The organism is Marinobacter psychrophilus (genome assembly GCF_001043175.1).
GTDB classification, from domain to species: domain Bacteria; phylum Pseudomonadota; class Gammaproteobacteria; order Pseudomonadales; family Oleiphilaceae; genus Marinobacter; species Marinobacter psychrophilus.
Window position 1 is genome coordinate 2,628,899 of record NZ_CP011494.1, and the last position, 14,097, is coordinate 2,642,995.

The window sequence follows — 14,097 nt, forward strand, 5'->3', positions numbered from 1 at the left end:
ACAAGAAATTAGCGTTTTTCAATCTTTCTTTATAAAGGCGCGTACAAACACAACGAACACGCCCAGCATGCCACCTAGCATCACCGCCAAAACAGCGATTAATGCCCGTTTTGGTTCACTTTTCTCTTGCGGGGCAACGGCTGGGTCTACGGTTTTAAACACGTATTCCGGTTGGGCGTTGGCCAGCATGACGGTGCGGGTTTCGCTTTCGATCAGTTGATAAAACACTTGCTGCATACCGGCGATGTTGGTTTCGCTGAGTTTGCTTTCCAGGTAGGTTATGCGAGCCTCTGAAGTGCCCACATCTTCCCGGCGCATGTGCTCGTTGATGTCGGCGATGAGTTGGGTTGCCCACTCTTTTGCCGCAGTCGGCGACAGGCTTTTGATACTGAGGGTGAGCATTCCTGTGTCTTTACTTTCGCTCACGCTCAAATGGTTTTCTCTGAATGCTTTTACCAAGTCCCAGTCGGTAGGCGCTTTGCTTTCGCCATCGTCATTTAGCTGCCATTCGCCAGTGTCTGGGTTATAGAGTTCGCGGTCGTAACGCCACTGCTGGCTTTTCATGTCCCAGCCAATCGCCGCTTTAAGCGGAACTGCTAATTCGTGTTTGCGGATAAAGTTGCTCAGAAAAGCCCGGGATTGCAGCACTTCCTTGGCGATGGCGGTTTGATTGGAGCCGCCCGAACCCAAGTTGATACCTGCAAGGCTGGCAAGGCCACCGAGTTGACCGCTCAGACCTTTTGCTCCGCCCCCTTCGTTGGCGGGCGCCACTAAAACATTAGCTTGGTAAATGTCTGGCTTCGATAACGCAAAAGCTACACCACCAGCTGCAAACACTATGGTAAAGGCGATGATCAGCCATTTTCCGGCCCACAGCGTTGCGAACAACTGGCGCAGGTCTATTTCGTCATCGGCGTACTGAGCGGGTTGCTCAATGTGTGCATATTGATTCATTACAGATTCCCCACTGCAGCAGCGCCCAGAGCCATCTGATACACAACCTGGCTGACGTTGGTCCACAGCTCCAGCTGGTTCAGGCGGTCTACATCAATAGGCATGATAACGGTATCACCCGGGTGCAACTGCTGACTGCGACCACCAAACCAGGCGCTTTTTTCAGGCAGCATGACCGAACCATCGGCTTTGACCACGTAAACACGGTTTTCGTCCGCTTGGCGGGTTGGGCCGCCGGAACGTTCCAGATAGTCGTCTACTGTTAATCCGGCTAGGTGCAGATGGCTGGTGGGAAACTGAACTTCGCCGAATACGCTGACGGCTTGCGGAATGGTGGGTACAGTTAGCGAGTCGCCGTCTTGCAGGCGGATAGACTGGTAATCGCTGTTTGACAATACGGCCTGCAAATCGATGACCATGCGGCCAACGGGGCGACTGCTTTGTACATCGTCAAGAAGGCCTTTTACTTCATCCACGCGTTGAGCGTTCTGGCCGCCAAAGCTATCTCCCTCTAGCTGCACACCCAGAAGGTCGCCCTGCAGGCGCTGTTCTGCCTCGCGCAGGCGCTGTGCTTCTAATTGGCGTAATTTTTCACGTGTGAATACAGAACCACGGGGAAAGGCGTTGTTGGTAAGCCCGCCGGCACGCTGAAGCACCGCGCTTAAAGTCTCGCCGTCGCTGAAGGTGTATTCGCCCGGGTAGACCACTTCGCCTTCAAGCGAGATGGTGTGCGTAGCACCAAACAGCGGTATGGATTTGACCATCAGGCGGTCACGGCTTTGCAGAGCCACGTTTCCCTGGCCGTTCATGGCGTCAGCCAGATCTACGGTTTGAAGGCGGGTTTGCTCCACGCCATCTGCATTGAGTATGCGGCGGGCCAGTTCTGCTCCCAGCATTAGGGCAGAATCTTTTAAACCACCGGCCATTACGATGGCGTCTTTTACTTTTCCGGTGGCAGGTAGCGGGTACTCGCCGGGGTATCGTACCGGGCCGCTAATGATCATTGTTTGCTGCGGCGCTTGCGGTGTGGCTTGGGCTTTTAAGAGTTTTACCACGGGATTGAATAACGCATCGCGACTAAAACGCTGTGGGTCTGTTTGTTCATCAGTTCGGTTTCGTGCCAATTCACCAGATCTGTTTCGCGCCACATCGCTTCCATTGCCCATTTCAGGCTTTTCTAGAAAGCTCTGCTCGAAGTCCCCCTTACTTTCGTCCGCAAACAGCAGTAACTGATCCTTTTCATGCATGACCAGATCGGCTGGTCCACCGAGATTGCTTACTGCATTTTTGAGCTGCAGGCTTAGTACGGAAATTTGCTGAGTATCCGGGTTGGTTCTGACTATGGCAGCGAAGTTGATGTCTGCCATCGGCAATAGGTCTGCGTCCAAATTGCGTATTACGGAGCTCACACGCATGCCCGGAACCCAGGCAAACTTGCCTGTGCGCGTTGCTGCGCCGGAGATCTCAATGTATTGGCCGGTTACGTTTGCAATGGATGCCACAGACACCCTGTCACCGGCTTTCACTCGCGCCTGTTTACCCGTCGCTTTGGTCAGGTCTGCTTCCGCGATGATTCGCAAGAACTCCGGATTTGTTCGTTCTATGCGCGTAATTTGCGGGTAGGCCTGAGCCGTTAAGCCTCCGGCGAGATTAACCAGATCTTGCAAGCTGGTGGCGCCATCAAGTTCATACAGTGCTGGCCGGTATACTTCACCGTCTATACCCACTCGCGGCCCGACGGCGGGGATGAAAATAGCGTCGCCCGCTTGCAGGCGTGCATCGCCGCTAGTGTCGCCTTTCAACAGAAGCTCGTAAAGATCGAGGGTGTGAACAACTTTGCCATTGCGCTTCAGCTGAATATTACGCAGCGAACCGGTATGACGAATGCCGCCCGACACATACAGAGCGGTTATAATGGTAGACAACGAGCTGACACTGAACGAACCAGGCGTGCGGGCTTCACCTAACACAAACACGCGTACGCTACGCAACTCGCCCAGCGACACGACGGCTTTTACGCCGATGTACTGTTCAGACACCAGCCTGCTAATTTCATCACGCGCCTGCTGAAAGCTCAGCCCTGCCACGTTAATAGGCCCATGCTCTGGTATGTCAATGGTGCCATCGCGAGAAACCGTGAGAGACCACTGGCGGTTATCCTGGCCCCAAAGCTGCACTTTTAGTTCATCGCCAGGCCCTAGTGTGTAGTTGGTGGGCACGGGCACTTCCGTAATCGGCGCAAAGGTGCTGGGCTTGCCTTCGAACAGTTCGTAGCCAAAGGGCTGTAGGCCGTTGTTCTTTTCGGCGAACGCCTGCTCTTCTTTTGTTGGTTTACGATCGCCTCCGTTTTCCGTGTTATCGCTTTGGAGCGGTTCAACAACCGATATCGCTTGGCGAACTGTCGATCCATTGGAGCCCGAAGGGCCTTGAACCTGATCGAGATCCACACCGTATTGCCGCGCGAGAGCTTCTTGCTGCGCTTTTGGCAATGACTTGAATTGCTGCATTTGCGCAGCTGATATGGATTGCGCGGAAACACACAATGGTGCTAATAGCGACACCAGGGATAACGAGAGTAAAAGACGCTTTAGGTTCACAAAGGGTATCCGGTGAGTGTTAAAAAAACTTGACGTTTTATGTGCTAGAAAAGACGTTAGAACCGGTAGCGCCAGCTTGCGCCAACAGACCATTGCCCGCTTTCATTTTCAGCAGGGTTGACCAGCTGGAGTTTTTTATCGGCGAACTGGGCGCTTAGGTCTAGCCAGCCATTGAGCAATTCGGTGCCATAGCCAACTTTTGCGATCACTTGTTTGGCGTTTTCTGCGGGAACCATCAGCTTGATATTTTCATTAATGACCGGCGTTCGGCTTATTCCATCTTTGTTAAATTCGACAAAGCTCAAGCTGGCCGACAGGTTGCGGCCGTCGTCGAAGAAGTGGAAGCCACCTAATGTGATCGCTTCGGCATCGCCGCTGAAGCTGGCGCCTAGGGTGCGGCCATAGTAGCGATAGCCACTGTTATAACGGGAATGATCGTAGGTGATGTTAGGTCGGGCGTCGCCCAGAAAGTCATCGGCCAGGGTGTTGGCATACTCGACAAACCACTGCTGGTCGCCGTTGAATAATTGTGTGGTCCAGTCGCTACCCAATAGCCAGGATTTGCGCGCCGGGAAGGCGCCAGCTTCGTCTTCGCCCATCATCTGGCCGTACAGGCCCATAGCCTGACGGCCCAGGGCAAAGCCATAACGAGCGTCTATGCCGGCAAGTTGATTACCCGGGTCGTTCTCTTCCAGCTGGCCGTTGTCTTTACCGATCAGCGAATTCCAGACGGTAGAGGGGCCTTCGGGCCGGCCTTCGCCACCAAACATGATGGCGCGGGAAAAGCCGACTTCCAGGCCGTCCAGCGGGCGCAGGTTCAAGCGCATACCAATCAGCTTGGCTTCAGGTACGGCGCGTTGTTTTTCGTATTGACCGGCCAGAACCGTGAGCTGCCACGGGCCAATCCAGCTTAGCCAAGAGGTTTCAGGCGCGGACGGGTTTTTACGATTGAACCACACTGAGGGCGTGGGCCGGGCGTTGTTAGAGAAAATCAGGCTGGACTGCCAGCCCGGCCCCCACCATCTGTCGATGGCGCCTGCACCAAACACCCAGTTACCGGCGGTTGCGGCTAAATAGGACCCATCGAAACGAGCGTTTTCGTCATCGTCTGGATTGAGCGCATACGTAGGGCTTAAGCCCAGCGCGAATCGCTCCCCTTGCCACTGCACATTCAGCGTCGCTGCCCCTTGCGCCATAGGACCGCGTTCAAACCCCTGCACCATGGCCACTTCGTTGGTTGCCGATAGTTCAAACTGTGTGCGAATTCCTGTGGATGCTTGCTGTTCCTGCTCAAACTCAAGATATGCGCGAGCCAGGCCCGTTGCCTCGGAGCTTTTACCAGTAGATTCGGCCAAGGCGCTGTCTACAGATGCCCACATGATGGGCCAGCTGGTCACCGGGCGATTAAATTGCCCTTGATCTGCCAGTTTTTGTATTGCGAATCGGGCCCGGGCATCACCTGGCTCTATCCACGGCGCCGCCGCTGCAGAAATCGTGTTCAGGCACGCTACCGCCCCACATACCAGGGCTAAGTGTTTTAAGGTCATGAGCTTCATGTTTTTCAATGCAGGGATACAACTGGCTTTATAAGGAGAGAAACCGAGCCATCCCTGACCGATTTTGGCGCAAGCGCCGGAGAGCGAAGGATGATACGCGTCAAAGAAATATACGCAAGTGGTTAGCAAGCTTGTCAACGTAAAAAAGCGTTAAGAATTGTAATGTTACGTGAAATACCTTGGGGTCAGACCCCAACTCAGACCCCAATTCAGCTGAGAAATCGCCGGCACCATGGGAGTTCGGCGTCTACCGGAAAGAGCTCCGCTTCTTTGTGTCTGACCCCAGCTTGAATTTTTTGATCAGCTGAGGCAGATTATCAGGACTAAAAATAACTTCACAAGGAATGTGAAATGCCCCGCCGACTACGGATTTGTCCGACCGGGATGCCCCAGCATGTGATTCAGCAGGGCAATAACCAGCAGATTTGTTTTCAGGATTTGGCCGATCGAGCCACTTACGCCATGTATCTTTCGCGCTACCAGCGCAAGTTCGAGGTAGATGTTCACGCCTGGGTGCTGATGAACAATCACACACACCTACTGGTTACGCCGAACTCTGACACCGCACTCTCTGACCTCATGAAGGCCGTGGGCCAGAACTATGCCCATTATTACAACCACAAGCATGAGCGCTCCAGGACTCTGTGGGACGGTCGATTCAAATCTTGCCTGGTGGATACCAAGCAGTATTTTTTGCAGCGCCAGCGCTATATCGAGCTGAATCCGGTGAAGGCAGGGCTGGTGGCTTATGCCGGCGACTATCAATGGTCCAGTTACAACTGCCACGCTTATGGCATGCACTCCAAACTGCACACACCGCACGAGTGTTACCTGAATTTTCAGCCAGATCCCGACAAGCGCTTCATGAGTTACCGGTCGTTTGTTGCCAGCCCTGCGCCTGAGGGCATGGCGGATCAGATTCACTATGCGGCGATGTCCGGGAAGGCGCTGGGGTCGGAGGAGTTCCAAGCGCGTATGGCCGCCCGGTTTCGCTGAGCTGGGGTCTGACCCCACTTTCACTAAGGAGAATACGCCATGACTTCTAACGGTATGCGCCCCATCCACCCCGGGGAAATACTTCGGGAAGAGTATCTAGAGCCACTGGAAATGAGCGTGAATGCACTTTCCAAGGCACTGCATGTTCCGACAACCCGGATGAATGAAATTGTCCGAGAAAACCGAGGTATCACAGCAGACACGGCGATGCGTCTTGCCCGTTACTTCGGAACCAGTGAGCGCTTCTGGCTAAATTTGCAAACTGAGTATGAGCTTCGCAAGGCACAGATCAACAAGGCGGAGCAAGTGGCGCGGGAGGTTCAGCCTCATGCGGCGTGATCATTTTGGGGTCTGACCCCAATTTATAAAACAGCCAGCACCTCTTCCAGCTCCCGAATCATCTGCCGTATCAATTGCTTATACTGGGAAATATCGTCTTTCGCTTCCACGCTGGACAGTTGCTGCTTCGCGCCGCCGATGGTGTAGCCCTGATCGTACAATAAGCTACGGATCTGGCGGATGGTGATGACGTCGGCGCGTTGATAGTAGCGGCGATTGCCGCGGCGCTTTACCGGGGACAATTGGGGGAATTCCTGTTCCCAGTAGCGCAATACGTGAGCTTTTACAGCGCACAGCTCTGCTACCTCGCCAATGGCGAAATAGCGTTTGCCCGGAATGACCGGCAGTTCGTTGTTATTGCTGGGTTCCAACATACTTATTGCCCGATTCCAATCTGGCTGTACTAGGGATGGACTTCAAGTCTGTCCCCACTTGAAGTCCATCCCCATCTGTAAAGTCCGGTTATTGCTTAGGTTCAACGTAGGCTTCGACTTTTGCCTTGAGTTTCTGGCCGGGGCGGAAGGTGACCACACGGCGGGCGCAGATGGGAATTTCTTCACCGGTTTTTGGATTGCGGCCGGGGCGCTCTTTTTTGTCGCGCAGGTCAAAATTGCCGAATCCTGACAATTTCACCTGTTCGTTATGGCTGAGTGCGCCGCGAACTTCGTCGAAAAAGGCCTCTACCATTTCCTTGGCTTCACGTTTGTTCAGGCCAAGTTCGTCGTATAGGCGCTCGGCCATTTCCGCTTTTGTCAAAGCCGCCATCCGTTAACTCCTTAGTGTTGCCCCCAGTTCAGCTTTCAGGGCTTCTATTACGCCGTTAAACAGCCCGTGCACTTCGTCTTCGGTCAGTGTGCGTTGCGGGTGTTGCCAGAACAAGCTGAGTGCCAAGCTAAGATTGCCTTCGCTCTCACCTTTACCGAGGCTTTCGCCCTGGTATACATCGAATGCACGCAGTGCGTTTAGGTGCTCGCCGGCGTGGGATGTTGCCACACGCTCGACGTCCGCAAATTTCACGTCGCTTCCGATAATAATAGCCAAATCTCGACGAACTTCTGGGAATTTTGAAACATCTTTGAAATTAGGCACATAACCGGTAACGATTGGGTTCAAGAATAGCTCAAACATTATAACTGTGCCATTAAGTTCCATATTTTTCTGCACCTGCGGGTGCAAGGTGCCCAACCACCCTACTGGCTGCCCGTCACGCAGCAATTCGGCGGTCTGACCGGGGTGCAACGCCGGGTGTTTTCCAGCGCGAAACTCAACTGTAATGCCTAGCAAGCGGAACAGACTTTCCAATTCTCCTTTTACATCAAAGAAGTCGGTATTTCTGCGACCGTTTACCCAGTTTTCAGGATTTTGGTTGCCGGTGACGACGCCTGCCAGCATGGGCTGCTGAAGAATGCGTTCGCCATCTTTCACAAACCGCAGGCCACTTTCAAACAGGCGAATGCGTGGCTGCTGCCGGTTCTGGTTGTGGACCACGGTTTTTAGCAGGCCGCTCCACAGGGTAGTGCGCATGACGGACAGCTCTGCAGAGATCGGATTGGCCAAAGCGATGCCTTCGTTCTGCGGATCTAACTGTTCCTGCACTTTCGGGTCCACGAAGCTATAGGTAATGGCTTCCTGGTAACCATTGGCGACAAAATAGTTACAGATGGCGCTCAGCGGGCGGGTGTCTTCGGCCTTGGGACGCAAGCCCAGTGAACCTGTGGGTTCGGTGACCGGCAAGTTATTATAGCCGTAGATGCGCCCTACTTCTTCGATCAGGTCTTCTTCGATGGTAATGTCCGGGCGGAAGCTGGGAGCGCTGACTTTCCAGCCGTTGTCTAACCGCTCTTCTACCGCCAGGCCCAGGCGGGTAAGGATATCTTCCACTTTGGCGTTTGCGATGGCCAAGCCCAGTACGTCGGCCAGGCGCTTTTCGCGCAATACGATGGAGATCGGCGTTGGCAGATGTTCGGTGCTGGTGACGTCTACAATCTCACCGGGCTCACCGCCGACGATACTGATCAACAGCCCGGTGGCGCGTTCCATGGCGTCGCGGGCCAGGTTGTAGTCTACGCCACGCTCAAAACGGTGACTGGCATCTGTGTGCAATCCGTAATGACGAGCTTTTCCAGCCAGGGTGATCGGGTCGAAATAGGCCGATTCCAGCACCAGGTCACGGGTTTTCGGGCTAACACCGGAGTGTTCGCCACCCATTACGCCGGCAATGGCGATGGGTTTGCTGTGGTCTGCTATTACCAGAGTCTGTTCGGTGAGAGTGACTTCCTGACCGTCCAGAAGTACCAGCTTTTCTTCAGGCTTGGCCATGCGCACCACAATGCCACCGTCGATTTCGGCGCGATCAAAAGCGTGCATGGGCTGGCCTTGCTCCAGCAGAATGTAGTTGGTGACGTCTACTGCAGCGTCTATCGAACGGATGCCGGAGCGACGCAGTTTTTCCTTCAACCACAGTGGGCTTTTCGCGGTTAAGTCCACATTGCGCAGAATGCGGCCCAAGTAGCGCGGGCAGCCGGAGGGGGCTTCTACGCGCACATCGGGCACTTCGCTGTGGGTGGCGGCTACCTTCCGGATAGAAGGCGCGTTCAGCGGCAGGCTGTTAAGTACGCCTACTTCCCGGGCCAGGCCTTTGATGGAGAGGCAGTCAGCGCGGTTTGGGGTTAGATCTACATCGATAGCAATGTCGTTCAATTGCAGGTAATCGGCAAAAGACGTGCCCACAGGGGCGTCGGCCGGCAACTCCAAGATGCCATCGTGGTCATCAGACAGACCCAGTTCGGCGCCCGAACACAGCATGCCGACAGAGGACTGACCGCGGAGTTTGGCTTTTTTAATTTTGAAATCGCCGGGCAATACAGCGCCCAGTTCGGCGAAGGGTACTTTGATGCCGGCACGCACATTAGGAGCGCCGCAGACCACTTGCACCTGGGTGCTGCCGTTGCTGACCTGGCACACTCGCAGTTTGTCTGCATCTGGGTGAGCGTCTACGCTGAGGACTTCGCCAACGATTATGCCGGTAAATTTGCCCGCCACCGATTCGAAGCCGTCGACTTCCAGGCCAGCCATGGTGATTTGGTCCATCAACTGCTGGGAGTCCAGAGCCGGGTTAACCCATTCGCGCAGCCACTGTTCACTGAATTTCATGGTAATCGCCTTAATCTGTTGCGGTATCGCCTGTTGACTGAAATGCCGTGCCGTTTTTGGCTGGCGTGCCGTCCCGGTTCAAGAGGGTATTTAGCGGAACTGGCGCAGAAAGCGAAGATCGTTCTCGAAGAACATGCGCAGGTCGTTGACGCCATAGCGCAGCATGGCTAGGCGTTCCACGCCCATGCCAAAGGCGAAGCCACGGTATTCTTCGGCGTCTATGCCGCAGTGCTCGAACACTTTCGGGTGCACCATGCCGCAGCCCATGACTTCCAGCCACTTGATGCTGCCGTCGGCTTCACGGCCCCACTCGATGTCTACTTCCGCCGAGGGCTCGGTAAACGGGAAGTAAGACGGGCGGAAACGTACTTTCAGGTCGCGCTCGAAGAACACCCGCAAAAACGCTTCCACGGTGCTTTTCAGGTCGGCGAAGCTGACGTTCTTTTCAATCAACAGCCCTTCCACCTGATGGAACATGGGGGTGTGGGTCATGTCGGAATCGCAGCGGTACACGCGGCCTGGGCAGATCATGCGGAACGGCGGATTACCGGCTTCCATGGTGCGGATCTGTACTGGCGAGGTGTGAGTGCGCAGCAGGGTTCCAGGATCAAAATAAAAGGTGTCGTGCATGGCACGGGCCGGGTGGTGGCCGGGAATGTTTAGGGCTTCGAAGTTATGGTAGTCGTCTTCGATTTCCGGGCCTTGTTCCACGCTGTAACCGGCGCTGGCAAAAAAGTCTTCAATGCGCTGCAGGGTGCGGGTAACCGGGTGTAAACCACCGAGTTCCTGGCCGCGGCCTGGTAGGGTTACGTCTATGGATTCGCTGGCCAGTTTGGCTTCAATGGCGATGCGCTCAAGGTCGCTGCGCCGGGCGTTGATGGCCTGCTCTACCTGGCTTTTGGCGTCATTGATTTTCTGACCCGCAGCGGGGCGTTCCTCGCTAGAGAGCTTGCCCAGTGTTTTAGCCTGCTGGGTAATCGCCCCTTTTTTGCCCAGGTATTCCACACGAATGTAATCAAGCGCCTGCAGGTTGTCGGCGTTCGCAACCCCCGCTAACCCGTCCTGAACCAGCTGCTTCAGGTTTTCCATTGACCCTGCTCCAAACCAGAAATGAAGACGTCACCCTTTACGTTTATAAACGGGTGAAATCTATAAAAAGTGAAGTCTATAAACAAACGAAATCCGGAAACAAAAATAGGGGAAGAGCGTGCCCTTCCCCTATTAAACGCTGCCAGGCCGTTAATGCTTGGCAGCGGATCGATTCGTGATCGATGATAGAGCTTACGCGATCACAAGGATGCTTTGGCTTTCTCAACAACCGCAGCAAACGTTTGCTGCTCGTTCATGGCCAGGTCGGCCAGAACTTTACGGTCGATTTCCACGTTGGCCTTTTTCAGGCCAGCGATCAAACGGCTGTAAGACAAGCCATTGGCACGGGCACCGGCGTTAATACGCGCAATCCACAGTGCGCGGAAGGCGCGCTTGCGGTTACGACGGTCACGGTACGCATACTGACCTGCTTTAATAACCGCTTGCTTGGCAACGCGGTACACACGACTACGGGCACCGTAGTAACCTTTAGCCTGCTTTAGAATCTTCTTGTGACGACGGCGTGCAACCACACCACGTTTAACACGAGCCATACTATAATCCTTCTACCTTAAAAACCGTTGAGGTGCGTGTGCTCTAAACTCCGAGCATGCGCTTTACGGAAGCCACGTCCGACTTTGAGATAAGCTTGGTTCCACGCAGCTGACGCTTACGCTTCGGGCTTTTCTTGGTCAGGATGTGACTGGTGAAGGACGACTTGTGTTTGAAGCCGGTGGCAGTTTTCTTAAACCGCTTGGCTGCTCCACTTTTCGTTTTCATTTTCGGCATTTTTTAAAACTCCGCATTCTGTTTTTTTGATACATCGAGTGTAAACCTGAAACGCAAACCCCCCACCTTTGGCAGGGGATGAGCAACAACGAAAGGCTTACTTCTTTTTGCGGGGGGCGATAATCATGGTCATCTGGCGGCCTTCCATTTTCGGACGCATCTCTACAGTTGCCATTTCTTCCATGTCTACTTCAATGCGCTCCATGAGCTTCATACCAATTTCTTGGTGTGCCATCTCACGGCCACGGAAGCGAACAGTGATTTTGCCGCGGTCCCCGGCTTCAAGGAAACGTATCAGGTTGCGTAGTTTTACCTGATAATCCCCTTCTTCAGTTCCTGGACGGAACTTAAGCTCTTTGACTTGAGTCTGTCTTTGTTTCTTCTTGGCAACGGCCTTCGCTTTTTTCTCGTCGAAGATCTTCTTGCCATAATCCATTATTTTACAGACGATCGGATCGGAATCTGTCACTTGCACCAGATCCAGAGTCGCCTCTTCTGCCATCCTGAGGGCTTCTGCGATTGAAACCACACCCACTTGCTCGCCTTCGGCGTCAATCAGACGGACTTCAGTTGCATCAATGTTCTCATTGATTGGCGCCTTTGGTGTACGCGCACCCCGATTCGTTCTCTGTTTAATAATTAATTCTCCAACTTGGTTCTGCTCTTGCGCCCAACATCTTCTTGCAGAAGTTGTTCGAACGCTTCGAGCGATAGTGTTCCCAAATCTTCACCCTTGCGGGTTCTCACCGCAACGGTGTTGTTCTCGACTTCTTTGTCGCCGACAACCACAAGAAAGGGAACCTTGTTAATTGTGTGCTCGCGGATTTTAAAGCCGATCTTCTCGTTTCTCAAGTCAGCATTCACCCTAAAGCCCAAAGAATCCCACTTTTTTGCAAGATTCTCGCAATATTCCCGCTGATTATCGGTGATATTGAGAATGGCAACCTGTGTTGGGGCTAGCCAACTGGGAAATGCGCCTTCGTATTCTTCAATCAGAATACCGATGAAACGCTCAAACGACCCAAGTACCGCACGGTGCAGCATAACCGGCGTTTTGCGTTCGGAGTTATCCGACACATATTGTGCGCCTAAACGGCCCGGCATGCTGAAGTCTACCTGAATGGTCCCGCATTGCCATACCCGGCCGATGCAGTCTTTCAGGGAAAACTCGATTTTCGGGCCATAAAACGCGCCTTCGCCTGGCAACAGTTCCCATTTCACGCCTTCGCGGTTCAAAGCCTGTTCCAGAGCGGCTTCGGATTTGTCCCAGACTTCGTCAGAACCCACGCGCTTTTCCGGGCGGGTCGACAATTTATATAAAATCTCGGTGAAGCCGAAGTCTTTGTAAACTTCGTGCAACAGGTCGATGAATTTCGACACTTCGTTCTGGATGTCGCTTTCTTCACAGAAGATGTGGGCATCGTCTTGGGTAAAGCCGCGCACGCGCATCAGACCGTGCAATGCACCGGACGCTTCGTTGCGGTGGCAAGAGCCGAATTCCGCCAGGCGCAGGGGCAAATCTTTGTGGCTTTTCAGGCCTTGGTTGAACACCTGGATGTGGCATGGGCAGTTCATAGGCTTGATGGCAAAGTCGTGTTTTTCCGACTCGGTGGTAAACATGCCCTCTTTAAACTTGTCCCAGTGGCCGGACTTTTCCCACAGCGAACGGGACACAATCTGAGGCGTCTTGATTTCCTGGTAGCCGTGGCGATGCAGGATATCGCGCATGTACTGTTCTATTTTCTGATAAATGGTCCAGCCGTCCGGATGCCAGAACACCATACCCGGGGCTTCTTCTTGCATATGGAACAGGTTCAGCTTTTTGCCAACTTTGCGGTGGTCGCGCTTTTCGGCTTCTTCGATGCGATGCACATAAGCTTTCAGGTCTTTCTTATTGGCCCAGGCGGTGCCGTAGACACGCTGCAACTGTTCGTTGTTAGTATCACCACGCCAGAACGCACCGGATACCTTGGTCAGCTTGAAGGCTTTCATTTTGCCGGTGCTGGGCACGTGGGGACCGCGGCACAGGTCGATGAAATCACCCTGGCGATAAAATGACAGGTCCTCTGCGCCGGGAATGTCTTCAATGATGCGAACCTTGTACTCTTCACCCATGCTGCTGAACAGCTCTACAGCTTCGCTGCGGGACATAACCGAGCGGGAAACCGGCAAGTCCTGCTTGGCCAGTTCTGCCATGCGTTTTTCAATACCGGCCAGGTCTTCGTTGGTGAAGGGGCGATCGTATTTGAAATCGTAGTAAAAACCGTCGTCAATCACCGGGCCGATGGTCACCTGGGCTTCCGGGAACAGCTCCTTAACCGCCATAGCCAGCAGGTGGGCGGTGGAGTGGCGGATAACCTCAAGGCCGTCTTCATCACGCTCGGTGATTATAGCCAGCTGTGCGTCGTTTTCGATCAGGTAGCTGGTGTCGACAAGCGTTCCGTCGACTTTACCGGCCAGTGCGGCCTTGGCTAGGCCGGCGCCAATGTCGGCGGCCACGTCGTGCACAGTGACAGCTTCGGAAAAACTTCGGTGACTGCCGTCAGGCAGGGTTACTACGGGCATGGTGTGCTCCTGAGAGTGCTCAGCGGTGATCTATACCAGAGATCACTTGTTTGGATGGC

13 protein-coding genes are annotated in these 14,097 nt (G+C 54.0%); 2 read left to right on the forward strand and 11 right to left on the reverse strand.

Translation table 11 applies throughout. The features are described from left to right. Positions 1-18 precede the first annotated feature (18 nt). Genes ABA45_RS11820 through ABA45_RS11830 form a run of 3 tightly spaced genes read right to left on the reverse strand, consistent with a single transcriptional unit; the run spans position 19 to position 5,098 of the window. Positions 19-954 carry a Wzz/FepE/Etk N-terminal domain-containing protein gene (locus tag ABA45_RS11820; protein WP_048386347.1) on the reverse strand — a complete coding sequence of 312 codons (936 nt, stop codon included), beginning with the start codon at positions 952-954 and terminating at the stop codon, positions 19-21. Then, entirely contained in the window at positions 954-3,551 is a 2,598-nt protein-coding gene (locus tag ABA45_RS11825; RefSeq protein WP_048386349.1) for an SLBB domain-containing protein, read from the reverse strand. Before ABA45_RS11825 ends, ABA45_RS11820 begins: the two co-directional genes overlap by 1 nt. 56 nt (positions 3,552-3,607) lie before the next feature. After that, the gene (locus ABA45_RS11830; RefSeq protein WP_048386351.1) at positions 3,608-5,098 is read right to left on the reverse strand and encodes a capsule assembly Wzi family protein; all 1,491 of its coding nucleotides are present in this window, start codon (positions 5,096-5,098) and stop codon (positions 3,608-3,610) included. Between the two features lie 360 nt (positions 5,099-5,458). On the opposite strand from ABA45_RS11830, the gene ABA45_RS11835 reads away from it, so the two are divergent. Both ABA45_RS11835 and ABA45_RS11840 read left to right on the forward strand, forming a co-directional pair. Beyond that, the gene (locus ABA45_RS11835; RefSeq protein WP_048386353.1) at positions 5,459-6,103 is read left to right on the forward strand and encodes a transposase; all 645 of its coding nucleotides are present in this window, start codon (positions 5,459-5,461) and stop codon (positions 6,101-6,103) included. A 39-nt stretch (positions 6,104-6,142) separates the two neighbouring features. Further along, positions 6,143-6,442, forward strand: a complete 300-nt coding sequence (locus ABA45_RS11840; protein WP_198146967.1) for a HigA family addiction module antitoxin — start codon at positions 6,143-6,145, stop codon at positions 6,440-6,442. A gap of 23 nt (positions 6,443-6,465) precedes the next feature. Here the strand turns inward: ABA45_RS11840 and ABA45_RS11845 are convergent, their stop codons facing one another. The 8 genes from ABA45_RS11845 to thrS form a co-directional block, all read right to left on the reverse strand. Continuing rightward, the gene (locus tag ABA45_RS11845) at positions 6,466-6,816 is read right to left on the reverse strand and encodes a MerR family transcriptional regulator (RefSeq protein ID WP_048386355.1); all 351 of its coding nucleotides are present in this window, start codon (positions 6,814-6,816) and stop codon (positions 6,466-6,468) included. Positions 6,817-6,904: 88 nt separating this feature from the next. Continuing rightward, complete coding sequence (ihfA, locus tag ABA45_RS11850; RefSeq protein WP_048386357.1) at positions 6,905-7,207, reverse strand: integration host factor subunit alpha; 303 nt, start codon at positions 7,205-7,207, stop codon at positions 6,905-6,907. Between the two features lie 3 nt (positions 7,208-7,210). Further along, positions 7,211-9,595 (reverse strand): phenylalanine--tRNA ligase subunit beta, encoded by a 2,385-nt coding sequence (gene pheT, locus ABA45_RS11855; RefSeq protein WP_048386359.1) that lies wholly within the window; start codon positions 9,593-9,595, stop codon positions 7,211-7,213. Between the two features lie 90 nt (positions 9,596-9,685). After that, positions 9,686-10,684 carry a phenylalanine--tRNA ligase subunit alpha gene (gene pheS / locus ABA45_RS11860; protein ID WP_048386360.1) on the reverse strand — a complete coding sequence of 333 codons (999 nt, stop codon included), beginning with the start codon at positions 10,682-10,684 and terminating at the stop codon, positions 9,686-9,688. Positions 10,685-10,884: 200 nt separating this feature from the next. Beyond that, positions 10,885-11,238 (reverse strand): 50S ribosomal protein L20, encoded by a 354-nt coding sequence (rplT, locus tag ABA45_RS11865; RefSeq protein ID WP_007351562.1) that lies wholly within the window; start codon positions 11,236-11,238, stop codon positions 10,885-10,887. A gap of 43 nt (positions 11,239-11,281) precedes the next feature. Then, positions 11,282-11,473 carry a 50S ribosomal protein L35 gene (gene rpmI, locus ABA45_RS11870; protein WP_048386363.1) on the reverse strand — a complete coding sequence of 64 codons (192 nt, stop codon included), beginning with the start codon at positions 11,471-11,473 and terminating at the stop codon, positions 11,282-11,284. A 97-nt stretch (positions 11,474-11,570) separates the two neighbouring features. Next, a complete protein-coding gene (gene infC / locus ABA45_RS11875) occupies positions 11,571-12,110 on the reverse strand; it encodes a translation initiation factor IF-3 (RefSeq protein ID WP_084708336.1) in 540 nt (179 codons plus the stop codon). 2 nt (positions 12,111-12,112) lie between these two features. Continuing rightward, a complete protein-coding gene (gene thrS / locus ABA45_RS11880; RefSeq protein ID WP_048386366.1) occupies positions 12,113-14,038 on the reverse strand; it encodes a threonine--tRNA ligase in 1,926 nt (641 codons plus the stop codon). Positions 14,039-14,097: the final 59 nt, after the last annotated feature.